12 protein-coding genes and 6 pseudogenes are annotated in these 17454 nt (G+C 56.6%); 7 read left to right on the top strand and 11 right to left on the bottom strand.

The features are described 5' to 3' along the window. Positions 1–313: 313 nt before the first annotated feature. Positions 314–1219, bottom strand: a complete 906-nt coding sequence (locus N7E02_RS04260; RefSeq protein WP_286578839.1) for a LysR family transcriptional regulator — start codon at positions 1217–1219, stop codon at positions 314–316. 170 nt (positions 1220–1389) lie between these two features. Here N7E02_RS04260 and N7E02_RS04255 point away from each other — a divergent pair, with 170 nt between their 5' ends. Together N7E02_RS04255 and N7E02_RS04250 are read left to right on the top strand one after the other, a co-directional pair. Next, a complete protein-coding gene (locus N7E02_RS04255; RefSeq protein ID WP_286578838.1) occupies positions 1390–2382 on the top strand; it encodes an MBL fold metallo-hydrolase in 993 nt (330 codons plus the stop codon). A gap of 22 nt (positions 2383–2404) precedes the next feature. Next, a pseudogene (locus tag N7E02_RS04250) lies at positions 2405–2747 on the top strand (aldo/keto reductase); the annotation flags it as partial. 302 nt (positions 2748–3049) lie between these two features. Here N7E02_RS04250 and N7E02_RS04245 read toward each other — a convergent pair. The 3 genes and pseudogenes from N7E02_RS04245 to N7E02_RS04235 all read right to left on the bottom strand — a co-directional run bounded on the left by N7E02_RS04245 (position 3050) and on the right by N7E02_RS04235 (position 4899). Beyond that, positions 3050–3423, bottom strand: a pseudogene (locus N7E02_RS04245) (GFA family protein). Between the two features lie 11 nt (positions 3424–3434). Continuing rightward, positions 3435–4391: an SDR family oxidoreductase gene (locus N7E02_RS04240; RefSeq protein WP_286578837.1), complete on the bottom strand. Its 957-nt coding sequence runs from the start codon at positions 4389–4391 to the stop codon at positions 3435–3437. A 133-nt stretch (positions 4392–4524) separates the two neighbouring features. Further along, on the bottom strand, positions 4525–4899 hold the full coding sequence (locus tag N7E02_RS04235; protein WP_286578836.1) for a hypothetical protein: 375 nt from the start codon (positions 4897–4899) through the stop codon (positions 4525–4527). Positions 4900–5722: 823 nt separating this feature from the next. Between N7E02_RS04235 and N7E02_RS04230 the strand changes: the two are divergent. Both N7E02_RS04230 and N7E02_RS04225 read left to right on the top strand, forming a co-directional pair. Continuing rightward, a pseudogene (locus N7E02_RS04230) lies at positions 5723–5890 on the top strand (hydrolase); the annotation flags it as partial. 111 nt (positions 5891–6001) lie between these two features. Beyond that, complete coding sequence (locus tag N7E02_RS04225) at positions 6002–6172, top strand: hypothetical protein (protein ID WP_286578835.1); 171 nt, start codon at positions 6002–6004, stop codon at positions 6170–6172. Between the two features lie 188 nt (positions 6173–6360). Here N7E02_RS04225 and N7E02_RS04220 read toward each other — a convergent pair whose 3' ends face one another. From N7E02_RS04220 to N7E02_RS04210, 3 genes are all read right to left on the bottom strand, one after another. After that, on the bottom strand, positions 6361–6795 hold the full coding sequence (locus N7E02_RS04220; RefSeq protein ID WP_286578834.1) for a type II toxin-antitoxin system VapC family toxin: 435 nt from the start codon (positions 6793–6795) through the stop codon (positions 6361–6363). Further along, positions 6795–7034 (bottom strand): type II toxin-antitoxin system VapB family antitoxin, encoded by a 240-nt coding sequence (locus tag N7E02_RS04215; protein WP_286578833.1) that lies wholly within the window; start codon positions 7032–7034, stop codon positions 6795–6797. The genes N7E02_RS04220 and N7E02_RS04215 overlap by 1 nt, the downstream gene beginning before the upstream one ends. A gap of 453 nt (positions 7035–7487) precedes the next feature. Continuing rightward, entirely contained in the window at positions 7488–7685 is a 198-nt protein-coding gene (locus tag N7E02_RS04210; protein WP_286578832.1) for a hypothetical protein, read from the bottom strand. A 71-nt stretch (positions 7686–7756) separates the two neighbouring features. Between N7E02_RS04210 and N7E02_RS04205 the strand changes: the two genes are divergently transcribed. The 3 genes and pseudogenes from N7E02_RS04205 to N7E02_RS29995 all read left to right on the top strand — a co-directional run. After that, entirely contained in the window at positions 7757–8032 is a 276-nt protein-coding gene (locus N7E02_RS04205; RefSeq protein ID WP_286578831.1) for a hypothetical protein, read from the top strand. 1021 nt (positions 8033–9053) lie between these two features. Next, a pseudogene (locus N7E02_RS30000) lies at positions 9054–10946 on the top strand (GAF domain-containing protein); the annotation flags it as partial. A 63-nt stretch (positions 10947–11009) separates the two neighbouring features. After that, positions 11010–12525, top strand: a pseudogene (locus N7E02_RS29995) (ATP-binding protein); the annotation flags it as partial. Between the two features lie 226 nt (positions 12526–12751). Here N7E02_RS29995 and N7E02_RS04190 read toward each other — a convergent pair. The 4 genes and pseudogenes from N7E02_RS04190 to N7E02_RS04170 form a co-directional block, all read right to left on the bottom strand. After that, positions 12752–13126, bottom strand: a complete 375-nt coding sequence (locus N7E02_RS04190; RefSeq protein WP_286578830.1) for a response regulator — start codon at positions 13124–13126, stop codon at positions 12752–12754. Further along, positions 13119–15878, bottom strand: a pseudogene (locus N7E02_RS29420) (CheR family methyltransferase); the annotation flags it as partial. The gene N7E02_RS04190 and the pseudogene N7E02_RS29420, both read right to left, overlap by 8 nt. Beyond that, on the bottom strand, positions 15778–16521 hold the full coding sequence (locus N7E02_RS04175; RefSeq protein WP_286578829.1) for a chemotaxis protein CheB: 744 nt from the start codon (positions 16519–16521) through the stop codon (positions 15778–15780). The pseudogene N7E02_RS29420 and the gene N7E02_RS04175, both read right to left, overlap by 101 nt. Positions 16522–16557: 36 nt before the next feature. After that, the gene (locus N7E02_RS04170) at positions 16558–17130 is read right to left on the bottom strand and encodes a PAS domain-containing protein (RefSeq protein ID WP_286578828.1); all 573 of its coding nucleotides are present in this window, start codon (positions 17128–17130) and stop codon (positions 16558–16560) included. Between the last annotated feature and the right edge of the window lie 324 nt (positions 17131–17454).

Genomic DNA, 17454 nt, shown 5'->3' with positions numbered 1-17454 from the left:
GTTGAGAAGAGATTAACCATTGTCGTTGATGAGACCCTGAAGCCAGTTCGATAGCGTTTCTTCAGCGCTGGCGCAAAGACGCAGAACATCTGTCTTTCTTGTGCGACATCAGCGGAAACTGTGTCGAAGGGGCGACATTTCCAAACTGGATCGGCAGCGTGCGAACGCGTGATGATCTGAGGATGATCGTTGATGGCGACCGTATGACCGAACAGTTCCGCAGGCCGGAGGGCACCGAAATCCGTATCGAAGGGCAGCGCGTCAAATGAGGCACGAGGCTACCCTGTAAGGCTCGACCTCAAGGCATGGGCCGTCAGTCGTTTGCCCGCCAGTTATAGGTTCTCATATAATCGACAAACGCACGCATGGCGGCACTCGGAAGTCGGCGGCTGGCGTAGTATAAAAACCAGTGCGGTAAGGTGGGGCTCCAGTCGGAGAGAAGCTCCACCAGCCGGCCCGTTTGGATATGCGGCTTCGCATAGTCGTCGAAGACATGGGCGATTCCTCTGCCCGCCAGCGCAGCTTGCAGTTCATTGTGTGCGGAGCTGACCGTCAAGCGACCGGTTGGAACGATTTCGATTTCCTCGCCTGCCTCGGCAAACCGCCAGGTGACATGCGTGCCACCGGGGAAACGACGTTTGATACAGTCGTGAGTGACGAGTTCCTGCGGCGTCTGTGGTTCTCCGCACCTCTTGATGTAGTCGGGCGAGGCGACGATTGCGTAACGAAGCGCGGGCCCGAGCGGCAGCGCGATCATGTCCTGAGCCAATTGCTTGCCGAACCTCACGCCTGCATCGAAACCCTGTTCTACGATATCGATGACGGCCGCATCGCTGATGATCTCGATCTTCACTTCGGGATAAAGGTCCATGAAGTCGAAGACAAGCGGGCAGAGAAAATGATCGACAGCCGGCGCCGGCGCGTTGATCCTAAGCGTTCCAGACCGGCTATCCCGTAATTCGTCCACTTCGGCGATTGCGAGCCGGATGTCGCTCAGTGCAGGCGCCAGACGTTCCAGAAGGCGCTGTCCTGCCTCCGTTGGGAATACGCTCCTCGTCGTTCGGTTGAGGAGCCGGATACCCAAAGCCTCTTCCAGCCCATTCATCGTTTGGCTCAACGCGGATGAAGACACGCCTCGCTCAAGTGCAGCAGCGCGGAAGCCACCACAGCGCATGATAGCCACGAAAACATCGAAACTGTCCAGACGAATAGGATCCATTGCGAAGTTTTTCTAATCAAGGTGATAAACTTGACGCAGGTTATCAGATCAATAGCCCGATGTCATGGTTGATGCCGAGTCCAACGCGGCGCTCGATGCTTACTTTCACAGTCAATTCGACCCATACGAAGCGATAAAGCAATTGAGCCCCCAACACGGAGGAAAACCTGATGAGTACCCTTACCCTCAACAGACGTGCCATCATGCTGTCCGCCGTCGCCGGCGCATCGAGCATGCTGATCCCGAGCCTGAGTGACTCCGGCAGCGCTCGCGCCCAGGCGGCTTTTCCGGTGGCCGGCAATGCTGGGCATTATCGCTTTCGCGTCGGCGAGATCAGCGCGACTGTCTTGAGCGATGGTGTGATCGGTGGGCCGCCTCGCGTCTATGCAGGCAACGCGCCGGAAGCCGAGCTTCAGGAGGTCTTGCGGCAGGCGTTTCTTCCGACCGACCACCTGACGCTCAACCTCAATACGCTGCTGATCGAGACCGGCGGTCGGCGGATCTTGATCGAAGCTGGGGCCGGTAAGACGATGGGTCCGAAGGGCGGGCAGATCTTCGATAACCTGGCAGTGATCGGTCTTGATCCTGGGGACATCGATGCGATCGTCGTCTCGCACACCCACCCCGACCATGTCGGTAACTTGAGGACCGCGGACGGCGGCAAAGCCTTTCCTCGCGCCACTGTGTTTGTTCCGAAGGCCGACTGGGACTTCTTTGTGCGCACCGATCCGGACCTCTCGTACATGCCGGTGCCGGAAGAGTTCCGTCTGCGCTTTGCGGCGAACATCAAGAACAGCCTCGCGCCGTTCATGAACGACGTCGAGCTCTATGAAGCCGACGCCGAGATCGTGCCGGGTTTAACGACGATCGCGGCATTCGGCCACACGCCGGGCATGGCCACCTTCCTCGTCCACTCTGGAAGCGACCAGTTGCTGCTGACGGCAGACCTTGCCTATCACCCCGTCGTCAACGTCGACAATCCCTGGCTTCCAGGCCCGGATCGGGACAAGGAAACAGCCCTTTCGTCCCGTCGTCGCATCTTCGACAGAGCGGCCACCGAGCGCATGCCCGTGCTTGGCTTCCACTACCCGTTCCCCGGCCTGGGGCGGATGCTGAAGACCGATGGCGGGTACGCCTGGGTTCCCGCCAACTGGCAGTTCTGACGCTCAGAAACAGGAAACACCTATGGACCAGGCGAATATGAACAGACGTGGCTTCCTCGGCACGATGGGCGCGGCTGCTACAGGACTGGCGCTCGCCACCAACGCCGCGGCGCGAACCCAGGCGACGAGCGCGACATCGCCAACCTCGGAATCAAACCAGAATGTGCTGACCCGCACTTTGCCGCCCACCGGCGAGAAGGTCACAGCTTTGGGCCTCGGCACGTTCCTGACCTTTGACCTGAAGCGGCGACCGCCGCGACGCTCTGCGTCAGGTCTTCGAGCGCTGCGTCGCTGCAGGCGATCGCGTGGTCGTCACGTCGCCCCTCTACGGCTTGGCGGAAGTGAGTGTCGGCCAGTTCATGGGCCTGGATGGACGCGTACTGGGGCACAACAGATCGCGAATATGGCCACTGACGATAATTAGACTCTCGGCGTCAGAAAGATCCATAACAGGAACGCGGTAAGCGCAATGGCAGCGATGGCAATGCACCATGCTGATTTTGCGAAGCCCGGCTTTCCCACTGTTCGACCACGGTCCTCATACTTGGTAGCGCGCCCATTGGCATCTTGGGGCTTACGATCTTCCTCAGTCATCAGATCCTCCCTCCAATGCATGCAAAAGCCCGATTAGACGCGGCACGGACGAAGTTAGGTCCTTTGCTAGTGTCTAATTTCGGTCCTCGTCGTATTGCTGCGCATCAGGGTGGGCGCTAACCAGCACTCGCGCCTTTTCACCCAAAGCTCGTAGGAAGGTCTTAACTCTGTAGGGGCCGGCCTGAAGGCTACCGAGCTTTATCTCAGCCTCATCTTCGTCGAATGCAAAGACCCTCGAACCGTATTGGCTGCAAAACCTTCGACCTTCGTAAATTGAAGTGTCCTCGGTCGCTGAAAGTCTGCGGAAGGCCAGATGCCGTAGTAAGTAAAGGCCGATCCACTTTCGTGTCGGCAGTCGATGCAAGGGCAGATAGCCACCCGGACCGGCTCACCCGTAACCTGAAACTGAACCTCGCTACATCGGCATGCGCCAAGTCGTGTCGCCATGCCGACCTCCCTCAGTATCCACCGACGATCGGTAAGACTTCGCCCGTTATGAAGCTTGAGCAGTGCGGCGAGGCGAGGAACACGTAGGCAGGAGCGATTTCCTCCGGCTGCGCCGGGCGCTTCATCGGAGCACCCGACCCGAACTGCGCAACTTTGTCGGCCTCTTTGTCGCTCGGATTGAGCGGGCTCCAGACCGGGCCGGGCGCGACACAGTTAACTCGGATGCCTTTCGGGACGAGTTGGGATGCGAGCGATTTCGTAAAGGCGTGAATGCCGCCCTTTGTCATTGAATAGTCTAGCAGCGATTTTTCGCCGTCGAAGCCGGTGACCGATCCGGTGTTGATGATCGCCGATCCCTGCTTGAGATGTGGCACAGCAGCCCGGGCCATGTGAAAATAGCCATAAAGGTTCGTCTTGAGCGTCTCGTCGAAGTGGTCCTCCGTCAGATCGAGTATATCGTTTGTGTGAACCTGAAATGCCGAGTTATTGACGAGCACGTCGAGTTTTCCGAATTGATAAACGGTGTCTGCGACAACCTTCCGGCAAAAGGCGGAGTCCTTTACGTCTCCCTTGATGACGTAGCATCGACGGCCTTCGCGTTTTACGGCTTCGGCGGTAACGGCCGCATCATCATCCTCATCTAAATGAACAATCGCAACGTCCGCGCCTTCGCGAGCAAAGAGGACTGCGACGGATCTTCCGATTCCCGAGTCACCACCTGTGATGAGCGCGACCTTGTCCTGAAGCTTTTGTGAGCCAAGGTAATACGGTGCGTCGTAATATGTCTGTGGGACGAGACTAGCTTCGTCGCCTGGCTTGTCCTGATGTTGTTTGGGGAAGGGCGGTTCCGGATATAACCGAGCGCCCGCTTGCATCGCGCCTTCCTTGGGAGCCGGTTCCAGTTCGTCGGCTTGCGCAACTTGCTCTTGGATCTCGCGCTGTTTCGCGGCGGTGAATGAAGATGTCATGACGGCCTCCTGCTTACTTGGGGTAAGAACTCGGAGGCCGACATTTTGTTCTGTTGGTGACCGACGCGCGGCCGCTCATTTTAAAGATCGATTGCAGTTGATGGCTACAATCACGCTTCCCTCAAGGGTCAGGCTAGTTTTTGCGCAGTATGGCTGTGTTCTTGGCTGGCTTGCCGTTATTGCCAATACCTGCCGCTGTGATCCGGGCTTTGCCTTCCCCTTGCGCCGTCATCGTGGCTTTCCAACCGTTTTGGTCATCCAGAGCAACCGAGTTGCCTTTGACCGAGCCGGTTACTTTCGGGCGCGGAAATCCGTTGTTTGTCCAGAACGTCACCTTGCCATTGGCGATCCTGACGCTGGTTTTGCCACCAGCGCTGGACGTGCCAGACCAAGTGCCGTCCCATGTAGACGTTTTGCCAGACTGTTTAGTTTGCGCATCCGCTGAGGCAGGTGCATAGAGTGTCAAAGCAGATGTGAGCATGGCTGCTAATATTGTGTAGCGTTTCATTCAATCCCCCAAAAAAACGTTGCAGGACTGAAGATAAAGACGGCCTAATATCTGTCTTCACCCATTCGGGTGACTATGATCTCGACGCAAACATAATGAGGCCGACTATGCAGATACCTGTTGCAGCAAGCAGCAACATTCTGCCTGCGCTGATCTGCAATTCTGGCTTGACCGAAGCGTCGCGTTCGAAATCTCGGTCGTCCACCGGCATATGCTGTCCTCTAGCGGTTTGTCCACGTCACCACTTACGTATATATTAGGAGTTGTCCATAAACCGCCAGGCGAAAAATGAGCATCTGGTCATAAATGCTCAACCGCCAAGGGACGGCGCGAGGTTTTTATCATTTGATGGGGCACACCTCTGCCCAAAAGTCTTCCGCTTCCTCAACCGGATCATTCCGCGTCTTTGCTGCTGCTAGACGGAGTGCGCCAAGCTTATAACCCGATATTCAAGCGGCGAAGCGAGCATCATCATCGACATAAGGGCAGGTGAACGCCCCAACGCGATTGAGCGCTGCTCTCGTGCCTGCGTGAACGAGGTCGTTCTTCTCACTCTTAGTAAGCATCACTGCGTTTTCCTGACCGGTTTTTTCGACGGTCAAATAGCGACCCCGATCGGAATCCTAATAGATCATCCTTAGATGAAAAGAGCCCCTCCATAGAGTCGTTTGGAGGGGCGAAAAGGTTGGGAAGTTTACGCGAGCATCACTAAGCTCTTGGACATTGAGCCACATATATAAGCAAATGTCGATGTACTCCTAATGGCGTAGTTTCTATCTGCGACATCCTGAGTAATCTCTGCACAACGCAGATTCACATGCCTGCCGCGCACGAGGCTGTGCTACGGGTTGAGTAGGCTGGCGTCGAGCTGATCAGTCGCGTCCAGATGTACTGCGAATTACAGCGCGACTGGTCGCGAGAAGCTACCGTTCCCCGATTTATGGGCGTGTTTGACAATGCTGTCGGATTCAACGCTGAGAAGGCTGCCTAACTTCGTCAAGATCCCACAGATAACAGGCCGAGTACTCCGCTACGCTCGACCGACAAAGTCCGTGCGGACGCCGCGCTAGCGGCGTCCGACTATGGCCACGTCTATAGCTGGATGCGCAATCTCGGCGGAGCTTGGTCGTCTTCTGACAATGACTATCTCTGCCAGCAAGCCCTTTCATTCCGCGCGTTCATCGAGGGTCTTTTTGACAACGAAGACGAGGATGGCCATGGCTACTGGGAAATGCAGCCAAGGAAGGAAGAAGCCCGCCGGCTGGAGTTCTAAGTGCGATTATAGGAAAAACAGCGCATTTGCCCAGATTGTCGATGTCCCTGCAACGGCCCAAGCGCAACGCTGGTGCTTCTTCCGAAGTCCGTTCCAAAGCCTCCGCGTCGCCTCTCGCTCTATTTCGGGCATACCGTGATCTATCTTGAACGGCAGCTTACGGCTTCCGTGTTCCGGCGCGACACCGCCTACCAGCCAAGATCAGTCTCGGTGAAATCATCACCCTTATAAGCGATCCTAGTGCGGTAGGCTCGGGCGCAGGCATATGTGAAGCAGTCGCCGAGATTGAGCTTGGCCGGGTGATTGACGATCTTGCCGTAAAGCTGGGCCGCATCCAGCGCCTTAGTTCCAACATCGCCCGAGATCACCGCCTCGCGCGCTTCGAGGTCGGTAATGAATTGATCGACGAGACCGCGTGCCTTCACGACAATCTCCGGTGTGGCCGGGTTGTTGCGCCCATGGGCTTCGGCCATCTGGCGGGTCAGCGCCAGCGTCGCTTCCATCCGCACCATAGCAGAAACGTAGAATGGACCGTCATCATCGGACAGCCGATCCATCAGTTGGTCGGCATCCACTTCCTGTCCGATGATCGCTACAATCACCGACGCATCAATGAACAGCATTAGTCCTCGCTCCACATCTCGTCGGTCAATTGCTTGTGATCGAGATGAACCATCGGCCCCGCCTCCTTCGCCATGGCGAGGGTCTTGGCGAGTCGTTCGCGAACAGGTAGCTTATTCTTGCGGCTGGCGATTTCATGCCTGAGCGCCGCCTTGACTGCATCGACCTTGGACGTTTTCGTCAGGTTGATCAGTTCGGCGGTAAGCTTGTCGACCTCGGGATCTTTTATGTAGAGCGGCATCGCAGCATATCCTTTCGAGGATATTATAATATCCTAGTGAGCATATGCTGACAAGAAAATGTCTGCCTGTCAGCACTCAGGCAGGACTGTTTCCACCGCTTTACTTGGCCGCTCAAGAGCCAGGACACATCGACATCATGTCGGTCGAAAAGCGCCCTCAGCAGTCGCACCAGCATTTCGCGATTACCTGCCTCCCAAGCGAGGTAATCCGGTTCGCAGGGAGCAGGCCGCTATGGGTACGAACCGCGACCGGTCGCTTTCCTATTTCAACGGTGAATGGCTCTGGCAGTCTCATGAAGAATTCATCTTGAACAAAGGGTGGGGCGGGGAGCACGAGGGGAGGGGGCGGGCTCCCTCGTCGAATGAACTCCCGCGAAGTCAGAAGACGCTCGGTGCTCCCGATGTCTTATAGTGCCGACATCGAACGCGCGATGTGCTCGATGCCGGCTGTATCTACCGAACTTTACCGAGACGTTCGCCGACGCTGGGTGGCGTTTGAATGCCTGCTTCCTTCGTCATGGCGATAATAGCGTCCTTCCGCAGGTCGCAAAATTCGTACTCGAGCGAACGGCCCGCTTCAACAATCCCTTCGAGGCTGGAAAATTCTTCAAGGACGGCGCCGATCCGCAAGACGAAAGCTTCGGTTTCCAATCGATTGATTTATGGTGGCCGGACTTCTTTGTCCGTCCATTTTTTCATTCGGCTGAAAGCATGGTTGATCCTTGGCGATCAAAGTTATGGCGGTGTCCGCCATGCCCGAGCAGGACGGCAAAATCCACGCGAGTGAGGTGTCTTTTGCTGAACCGCAACTTTTCCCGTCGGTAGGTGCCAGACGCGTCGTACAACCCTTTTTCTTTCGGACCGCATTTTCTCTACAGCCATTGGCATTGCAGCCGATTTCCAGAGAACTTCGCCAGCCGCAAGCGCGTTCCGCCTACGGCTTATCAAAGAACTTTCCCATAGTCTTGAGAAAAGCGAAGTCGCCGCTCAGCCCGTGACGCTAGAGGTGACGATCTGAGGCCGCCAGGGTGGCAGATCGGCTACTGCAGAGTGCCCGCTTGTGATCAGACACAATACCGAGGAACAATTTTGTCGCGCCAGCATTCTTTTTGAGAGCAAAATCATAGGGTTGTATGCTATGCGCAGACTTCTCACGGGCCTCCTTCTCGCTTCCTGTCTGCTACCGGTAGCAGCTTGCGGTGTGAAGCTATCATCCGAAATCGCGCAGTCGTCCGAGCCTCATGCCTTTGCCGGTCTACATGACGAGCCTCTTTAGACATCGGGAGTTAAGCGGGTGGATCCGAACCGGCAGGCATATGAGCGCCTTCCCGCCGCCGCGTCTGCGAATATTATGGTGGCTGAGGTTAGATCCGTGAAGCGCGTTAATGTCGAGGTAGCAGACAGTGGTGATGCCAACGGGCCGGATGCAAAATCGCAGTCGGCAAGCAACTCAGTCCAAATTCTGAAATCGCCCAGTTTGAACACCGTCAACGCCGTACTTCGAGTACGGCACAGTCGGATCGTGGAAAGACTGACGAGTCCTAATTCCCGATCCAAGCCAATAACACAATCCGAGATCCGCGGGGTTAGGGTGCGGTTGTTCCGGCGGTAGAGGTGACTGCCATGCGTCGCTTAGCTCGCCCGGATGCTCGCCCTGTCCGAGGGGTAGAGCATTCGGAAGGTCCATCTAAAATTGATCGTCGAACTGCACGCTCAAAAAGACGAAAGAAAGACTGCAGCCCTCATGAGCATGTCGACGGGTTCGTGTTGCATCAGGACCATCAGAAATGGGCCAGCATGCGACATTTCCGGGTCTGAGCGAGCTGACCGAAGTGTGTCTGCGGTGATGAGGGGGATCTGTCTTTGTGTGTGCTCACCTCTGGTAATACCTGAACCCAGAGTCTAAGGTTGTTTTCCAATAAGACCGTTGGCCCATCGACTAATGAATAGCGTTCTGCCGTCTGCTTCGGCAAGTTTCGAAGCGCATCCCAGAATGGCAGAATCGGAGAACTCTACCCCATGAGCGACGTGACATCCGGCCTCGACGCGGAGCTTTGCGCGCCGCATTGGGATGAAGCAGATCGTCTGGCCGCCATCGAGCGCTACGCCATACTCGACAGCGGTCGCGAGAACGCCTTTAATGATGTCGCAGAGCTGGCTGCAGACATACTCGAAGCACCCATTGCTGTGGTTAATTTCATCGCTGCCGATCGCCAGTGGTTTAAGGCGGAAGTCGGTATCGGTACGGACACCCTCCCGCTCGACGTTTCCATCTGCCGGCATGCAATACTGCAGCCGGGCGTCCTCGTCGTGCCCGACCTTACCCAAGACAATCGCTTCACAGGCAATCCACTGGTCCATGTCGCCGGCGGTCTACGGTTTTACGCAGGCGCGGTCCTGGAGACTCCTGACGGCCTCCCGCTCGGCACGGTCTGCGTTCTCGATCGGAGAAGCCGGCCGGAGGGTATAAGCGAGCGTCAAAAACGCGCGCTCCTGGTGCTGGCCAACCAGACCATGGCGCGGCTAGAACTCAAGCGATCGGAAGCTCTCGCGCTGGCTGAACGACGCCGTGCCGAACAGCATGCCCGTCGTCTGTCGCTTGTCGCCAAGGCGTCGACAATCTTGCTCGGTGCATCCGATCAAGCTGAGGCGGTGCGAGCCTTGTTCCTGCTTCTGGCCGACGAATTCAGCCTTGACGTAGCATTCCATTACCAGTGCAGCGACGGTGCACTGAAGCTGGTTGCAGCAGCAGGCCTCACGCCTGAGCAAGAGCGGGCAGCAGCACGAATTGAATTCGGCCAGACGGTCTGCGGGATCGTCGCCGTCAAGCGCGTAGCGATGCTTGTGACTGACATCCAGACATCCGGTGAGGCACATGCCGCAACTTTGAAAAAGTTCGGTCTTAACACGTATTTCAGTGTGCCGCTTCTGGCCGCGGACGACCTGCTTGGCACGGTTTCGTTTGGTCGTCGAGGTAAAGCGTTTTCGCCGGAAGAACTTGACGCGCTGACTGCTATCGCCGCCCAGATTGCAACGGCGATTGAGCGCGGGCACGTCGAGGCAGCGCTACGCGAGAGCGAGGCACGGCAGGCTTTTCTGCTGTCGCTCTCGGACGCGATGCGGGTGCTTCAAACGCCGAATGAGATCGCCTCGGCGGCGGTAGAGCGTTTGGGCGAGCGGTTCAATCTCAGCCGGGTTTTCTACGCCGAGTATTTCGGCAGTATCATGAAAATCGAGCGCGACTTTACGAAAGGTGTTGAGTCAATCGTGGGAGAACACGATCTGGCAGCGTTTGGACCCGAACTGCTACGCGCTTACCATGAGTGTCCGGTCGTCAAGGTCGACGATGTCCTCAGAGATTCCAGATTCAATGACGACGCGCGGGCCGGGCTCCAGGCAAGGCAGGTCGGCGCTTACCTCGATGTCGTCTTGTTCGAGAATGAGCATTGGGTCAGCTTGCTTGCCATGCAGAGTGTTACGCCTCGCGCTTGGACAAGTTCGGAAGAAGGCCTTTTCCGTGAGGTCGCCGAACGCGTGCGAGCAGCCATCGAGCGCGCGCGCGCCGAAGATCGCCTACGCGAGCTGAATGACACTCTGGAACGCCGCGTGGCTGAAACCAGCGCAGAGCGCGATCAGATTTGGCGTCATAGCCTCGACTTGCTCTCCGTCATAGACTTGAGCCATGGAACGTTTGATACAGTCAACCCTGCTTGGACGGTTGCGCTCGGCTGGCTGGCAGACGAGATTGAGGGCCAGCCTTATCAGCAATTTGTCCATCCCGATGACATAGCCGCGAGCGTGGACGCCTTTGCGCTCGTGCGAAACGGCAAGCCGGTTAGGCGCTTCGAAGCTCGCTACCGGACCAAGGATGATGGCTGGCGCTGGCTGTCGTGGGTAGCCGTGCCGAAAGCTGGCAAGCTCTACTCGATCACACGTGACGTGACTGACGACAAAATGCGTCAAGCAAAACTTCAAGAGGCGCTCGCGGAACGTAAGGTGTTTGCCGACGTCGTCGAGAGCTCGCCCGCATCGATCCTCGTCATGGACAAAGATCATAACATCCTGGCGTTGAACAGCGCGAACGCTGCGACTCTGAAGCGCATGTATAGCATCGAAGCCAAAGTAGGTGACAATCTCCTGCACATGTTGGCCAGTATGCCCGAACATCAGGCGCAGGTGCGTGCCCACTGGACACGCGCACTTGCGGGTGAAGAGTTTGTGCTGATCGACACATTCGGCGACGAGAAAGTTGCCTTCGAAGTGCGGTTTAACGCGCTTCGCGATCGCGACGGTCGGCTGATGGGTGCGGTCAACACCGCCTACGACATGACCGAACGGGTTCGTGCCCAAGCCGAGTTGGAGGCGGCGCAAGATGCGCTCAGACAATCGCAGAAGATGGAGGCAATGGGGCAGCTCACCGGCGGTGTGGCGCATGACTTCAACAACCTGCTGACGCCCATTGTCGGAAGCCTGGATCTGCTCCAGCGCCGAGGCCTCGGAAATGAGCGCGAACAACGTTTGATCGCCGGGGCAGTGCAATCGGCTGAACGCGCAAAAACGCTTGTTCAGCGATTGCTCGCTTTCGCCCGTCGTCAACCACTTCAGTCGGTACCGGTCGATGTCGCAAAGCTAATCGCGGGGATGACTGAACTTATCGCAAGCACGACCGGTCCAAAGATTGAGCTCGTGGTGGATGCTCAGGACGACCTTCCCCTGCGAAGGCCGATCCGAACCAGGTTGAGATGGCGTTGCTCAATCTTGCTGTGAACGCACGTGATGCCATGGCGGAACGCGGTGGCGAGCTGCGGATTTCCGCTAGAATGGAACGTGTCGCCGCAGGGCACCGCACGAACCTTCCGCCCGATGCGTATATCTGTATGTCCGTCACCGATAGCGGGGCAGGGATGGACGAGGCGACGCTCGCGCGAGCTATCGAGCCATTCTTCTCGACGAAGGGCGTTGGAAAAGGGACGGGACTGGGTCTCTCGATGGTGCACGGGCTTGCATCCCAGCTTGGAGGTGCTCTTACGATCCAAAGCCGTCTTGGACAGGGCACTACTATTGACCTCTGGCTGCCTCTCAGCCATGCGATTCCTGAAACCGTAAAGACCGCGGCGGGACTATTCGTATTACCAAGAACTTGCGGGAGCGTACTTTTGGTCGACGACGAGGAACTCGTGCGGATGAGTACCGCCGATATGCTGAGCGATCTCGGGTACGCGGTAACCGAGGTCGCCTCGGGGAGCAGGCTCTCCACCTCCTCAAGTCCGGCGAGCACTTTGATTTTCTCGTGACCGATCATCTCATGCCTGGCATCAGCGGGCTGGATCTAGCCCGCGAAGTGCGAAGCGCTAGGCCCGAAACGCGCGTCTTACTCGTATCCGGCTATGCCGGGAGCGAGGGCGTTAGTTCGAACCTTTCAAGACTGACGAAACCATTTCGGAAGGATGAACTCGCGGAAAGTCTCGCCAAATTGGCTTGCGCGACCTAGCCATAATGCAGCCGCGAGGCATATTGCAGGCGATTGTCTTTCCCATTCAAAATCAGCTTGGTGGCCATAGGTATGCGAGGCCGCTCAGAATTATGTCGGTCCCGCTAGGCGAGCCCATCGGGACACCCTACCCGATCAGTCAGCCTGCCTTCGTCAAAGCAAGAAACATCCTCTGGTCGCGCCTATGATGACCATTGCCGGAATGGCTTGTTCTGATCGGCTGGTGTCATGCCACGAACGTGTCACATTTCTCGGCAAACGACGCCAGCCTCGAAACTAACGCGGTAGGATGACACGGCTTCTGGCACACCAGTGAGGTGGGATATCGTTCTACAAGCTTCTGCGGGTTAGCATGGCCGGAATGGAACACGAAGGGTATTTCGTTTTTCTTGAGACGGTCTGCAACTGGAAATACGTCTCCGTCCGCCAATCGGACATCGAGGATTGCGCAATGTACTGAGTTGTCGTCAAGAAACTCTAGTGCTTCACGGGCCGTCGCGAACGGCCCTGACACCTGCCAGCCCTCATCTTCCAAAGTCATTTGAATATCGAGTGCGACGAACATCTCGTCTTCAACCAACAGCACCTTTTTAGCAGTCATGTCTCACCGAATTGGGCAATGTCAAAATGTGCGAAATGATTGAGCCCGCTATCTTGGTTTCGATTGTGGCGCCGAGTTGCCGCGACGATGTCGATAACAGGACGGTCCCAAAACCCGCTTTACCAGCATCCTCAACGTCGTCTTCACCATTTTCGTTCCAAGTCAAAACCGTCTTATCGGCGTTTCTTTCCCAAGTGATGATCAAGGAACCGGGCCTGTTACCCAGGACACCATGCTTCACAGCGTTCGTGGCCCACTCGTGCAGAATAAGTGTAAGGGGCGTTATACAGTTCGTGGAGATGGGAAACAGTCCACCATGGATTTCGATTTCGGAACCCGAATGCGGGGCGAGGATCGTGTGGATCAACTCCTCAAGCTCGATGGGCTTGGTCCGATGCTGATTGGACGCCAGCGTGTGAGCCTCTCCTAGCGCCAGCACACGGCTCTCCACGTCGTTCACCAGCGCCTTGGCAGTGGTGTGTGTGCGCGCGGCAATCCTCAGAATTCCGCCGATCATCGCGAACAGGTTCTTCACGCGATGGTTCATCTCGTTGAGCATTAGTTCGCGCGCTTCAGACAATTGGTTTTCCGCCGTGACATCAACGCTCACACCGATAAGGCGCGGCGGGTCGCTGTCTTCGACATATCGACCGAAGCTTTTGATCCAAGTCTGTCGCCCCTCGCCATCGATACGGATTGTGACCTCAAACGACTCGCGTTTGTCTACCGCATACTCGAGCGCGCGATCGAAGGCTTTGCGATCGGAATCTGAGAACTTTTCAGTCACGCTGTGAAGGGAAGGGCTGTCGCCGCTGGTGCGGAGCAATTCCGCGGCCTGTCCGCCAAACACGAACTGCTTTCGATCCGGATGGTACTCCCACACGCCGATGCCTGATGCCTCGATCGCAAGGTCGTGGCGGTCACGCTCCGCTGCGAGCTGGCCTTCGACGCTGATGGCGTGCGAGATGTCGGTCAGGACGATTGTCGCGCCATCGATCGAGCCATCGATCGTCCGGTACGGCAGTATCCGCAGCGAGAACGTACGCTGCCCGTCATGATCCAGCACCGTATCCTGATACTCGACGCCGTCTTCCATGACGCTTTCTACCCTGGCGTTTACATCGAACTTTAGGAGGCGGCTGGCGACATCGGATAGTGGACGTCCTCGATCGGCCGGTTGTAACGGGAACAAGGACGTTGCCGCCTTCGTGTAGGAGCGAAGGCGACGGTGCTTGTCCAGCACAATGACAGCGAGACTGGTGGACTCAAAAAAGTTTCGCAAATCGCTATTGGCGACAGTAACTTCGTCGACTTTTGTTTTGAGCTCGTCGTTTACGGTCGTCAGTTCTTCGTTTGTCGACTGAAGCTCCTCGTTCATCGACATCATTTCTTCGTTGGAGCTTTTCAACTCCTCGTTTGCCGTTTCGAGTTCTTCCGTCGCCGAACGTAAACGGCGCCTTGCCGCACGAAGCTCGCGCTCAAGACCCTCAACGTGGTCATTGTTGGGCTCGAGATCGATCAGATCCCCACTGTCGAGAGGCGTGAATTGCGAAATTTCCTGAAACACGACCAGACGCGAACCCGCATTGAGCGGGTCACAGACAATGTCAGTTCTCAAAGTCCCAAAGTCCGTTACGACCTCGACGTTTCTAGCAATGACGCGCTTGCGTGCGGTCTTGGCCTGACGCAGAAGTGGACCAAGCTGCTCGCGTACGCCGGGCCTTGCCAAGGTGACAGCACTAGCCTCGTTGATGCCACTAACCGGAAATTCGAAAAACCGTGAAAGACGGCCGTAGGCCGCTACAATCTGGCCGTCGTCATCCAATACGACACTGGCCGGAACATACCTTTCCATGAGCCGGGTTGTTGCCAGTTGCTCTACATGCTCGCCAGCGTCAGGCGCCGGCGACGTGACCTTCGGTCTCTGTATATCACGCCGCTCCCCGGGCAACGGTATGGGATATGTCGGGGAACCGGGAAGCCGCTCAAACAGCCGCGCTTTCTGATCAATGACGGAAAAGACATTATCGAAACGACCGACGCTTTCCGACGAGCCGAGGAAAAGAAAACCGCCCGGCCGAATAGCATAGTGAAGAAGGGGCATGACGGTCTTTTGCAGCTTGTCATCAAAGTAGATAAGGAGATTGCGACAAGACACAAGATCGAGCTTTGAGAACGGCGGGTCCTTGATCAGGCTATGCCCCGAAAACCGGATCATATCTCTGATCTGCCCGACAAAATTGAAGCGTTCCTTGTGAGGAACGACATAATGCTCCTGCAGCTCGTGCGGGATATCAGCGAGCGCAGCGATCGGGTATGACCCTCTCGCGCGATCTTGAGCATGCTTTCGTCTATATCAGTAGCGAAAATCTGCACGTTACAAGGAAGGTCCAGTTCCCGGGCTGCCTCTGCGAAGAGAATTGCAATCGTGTAAGCTTCTTCCCCGCTCGAACAGCCGGGAACCCACACCCGAACGCCATCCTCGCTATGCGCCCCCTCCTGGAGAAGCGGTTTAATGGCGTTTTCCGACAGTACGTCGAACGAAGATCGATCACGGAAAAAACGCGTCACGTTGATCAACAGGTCGCGAAACAGCGCATCGCATTCGCTATGATCTTTCTGAACGCGGTTGAGGTAGTCGAAGCCGTTGTCTATTCCAAGGACATGCATGCGTCTTTCCACCCGACGCACAAAGGTCGAGCGCTTGTAGCCTGCAAAATCGTGGCCGACCACACTGCGGAGCGCAGTGCACAGATCATCGACGTGGTCTGCAACCTTTGACGCTTCCGTCTTGTCAGCCCCTTGACTTTTGCGAAAAAGAATCCGCCGATGCAGGCGAGGATCTGTTCCGGCGGCTGCACGAAGTCGACGAGGCCGGTACCAGTTGCCGCTACAGGCATCCCGTCGTATTTGGCAGTGGACGCTTCCTGCACCACACAGAGGCCACCATTCTCTTTGATAGCCCTCAGCCCTGTCGAGCCATCAGCTCCGGTTCCAGACAGGATAACGCAGGCGGCATTGGCATTTTGATCGTTGGCGAGCGATATGAAAAAGTCGTCGATCGGTCGGCGTAGGCCGCGCGGCTCTTCAAAGTCCTTGAGTGCGAGTCGACCATCGTCAATGCTCAGGCTTTTCCCCGGTGGGATGATGAAGACCGTGTCAGCCTCAATTTCCTCTCCACCTTCGCATTGTCGAACAGACAACTGCGTGTGCCGGTCAAGCAGTTCTGCAAGCATGCTCTGGTGGTGGGGGTCCAAGTGCTGAACAACGACGAACGCCAGGCCCGTCGGCACCTCGGCCGCCGCAAACATCTGGCGCAGGGCCTCAAGGCCACCTGCGGAAGACCCAATTCCAACAACAGGAACAGCGGCCTCAAAGTTCGGTCGTTGTGACAAGTGCAATCCTTTATGCCGCCGAATGTGGTGGCCAGCCTAATAAGGCGAACTGGTTTCCAGCTCCGCCAGGGTCAGCTTTGCCTGAGCGATAGTCGTCGTTGAATTCGCAATGGTCGCCAACGTTCCCTCTATGAGAACATTATGACCATCAAGTAGCGGCTTTAATCTGGAGAGCGTATCGTCTAAAGCAACGTCATAGGCCTGCAGCAGGTCAGGATGCGTCCGGCTCACGTCGAACTGCGAAGCAAAGATGTAAGAAATCTTGCCAGCCGCACCAGTGAGCTTTGACATGAAGAGCAGGTTTACGAACGCTCGCTCATCCTTTCGGAAGTTGACAATTGGCGTACGAACTGTCGCCGGGCCGTCCGGCTTCAGAAACGCATGTATCTTGGCCTTGGCCTCAGTGTTCTCGGCATGCAGGCCGCGCGGGCTTGTCTGCAGAAGGCGGCAGTTCTTCCCGACAACACCCGCGTTATCGTAGCCCGTCAACTTGGTGAATTGCTCGTTGACTAAGACGAGGTGGTTGTCGGAATCCGCTGTAGCCAGAGCCAAGGCGATCGACGAGTTCTTGAAAAACTCAGTCAGTGGTCGTTCGATTTCTTGATCCATGCCCATATCCATTTTTTTCAGATATGGCATTGCGAGACAAAAATAGGAAGACTGCACGAGAAACTGACTAACTACCATGTTATTGATGCGGTTAGCGTATTCACGCGAAAGTCTGGCGCGGTGACGCTCGCTTAACCCCTCCTGCTAGAGTGAACGGGGTCGACAGAAACTTCCCGTTGCTGCAGGAGCGCTGCCTGTTTTTTGAGGCTCGAGTGCGCGCCTCGAAGCCTGCCGCACCTCTTCGCGCGGCCAGCTTTTTCGTTCGAAGGTTTTTCGGCTCGACCCAGGCAGCTCGCATCCGGTTCCTTGCGCTGCCATTGTGGC

Origin of the sequence: Terrirhizobium terrae, assembly GCF_030323265.1 — a bacterium.
Classification (GTDB): domain Bacteria; phylum Pseudomonadota; class Alphaproteobacteria; order Rhizobiales; family Rhizobiaceae; genus Neorhizobium.
This window is presented reverse-complemented; position numbering and strand designations above follow the sequence as displayed.

Bases quoted from the DNA above. Each gene is read 5' to 3' on its own strand.
- N7E02_RS04225 (WP_286578835.1), top strand. From the start codon at position 6,002: ATGCGCAATCTCGGCGGAGCTTGGTCGTCTTCTGACAATGACTATCTC.
- N7E02_RS04190 (WP_286578830.1), bottom strand. From the start codon at position 13,126: ATGACTGCTAAAAAGGTGCTGTTGGTTGAAGACGAGATGTTCGTCGCA.
- N7E02_RS04260 (WP_286578839.1), bottom strand. From the start codon at position 1,219: ATGGATCCTATTCGTCTGGACAGTTTCGATGTTTTCGTGGCTATCATG.
- N7E02_RS04235 (WP_286578836.1), bottom strand. From the start codon at position 4,899: ATGAAACGCTACACAATATTAGCAGCCATGCTCACATCTGCTTTGACA.
- N7E02_RS04240 (WP_286578837.1), bottom strand. From the start codon at position 4,391: ATGACATCTTCATTCACCGCCGCGAAACAGCGCGAGATCCAAGAGCAA.
- N7E02_RS04255 (WP_286578838.1), top strand. From the start codon at position 1,390: ATGAGTACCCTTACCCTCAACAGACGTGCCATCATGCTGTCCGCCGTC.
- N7E02_RS04170 (WP_286578828.1), bottom strand. From the start codon at position 17,130: ATGGATCAAGAAATCGAACGACCACTGACTGAGTTTTTCAAGAACTCG.
- N7E02_RS04215 (WP_286578833.1), bottom strand. From the start codon at position 7,034: ATGCCGCTCTACATAAAAGATCCCGAGGTCGACAAGCTTACCGCCGAA.
- N7E02_RS04220 (WP_286578834.1), bottom strand. From the start codon at position 6,795: ATGCTGTTCATTGATGCGTCGGTGATTGTAGCGATCATCGGACAGGAA.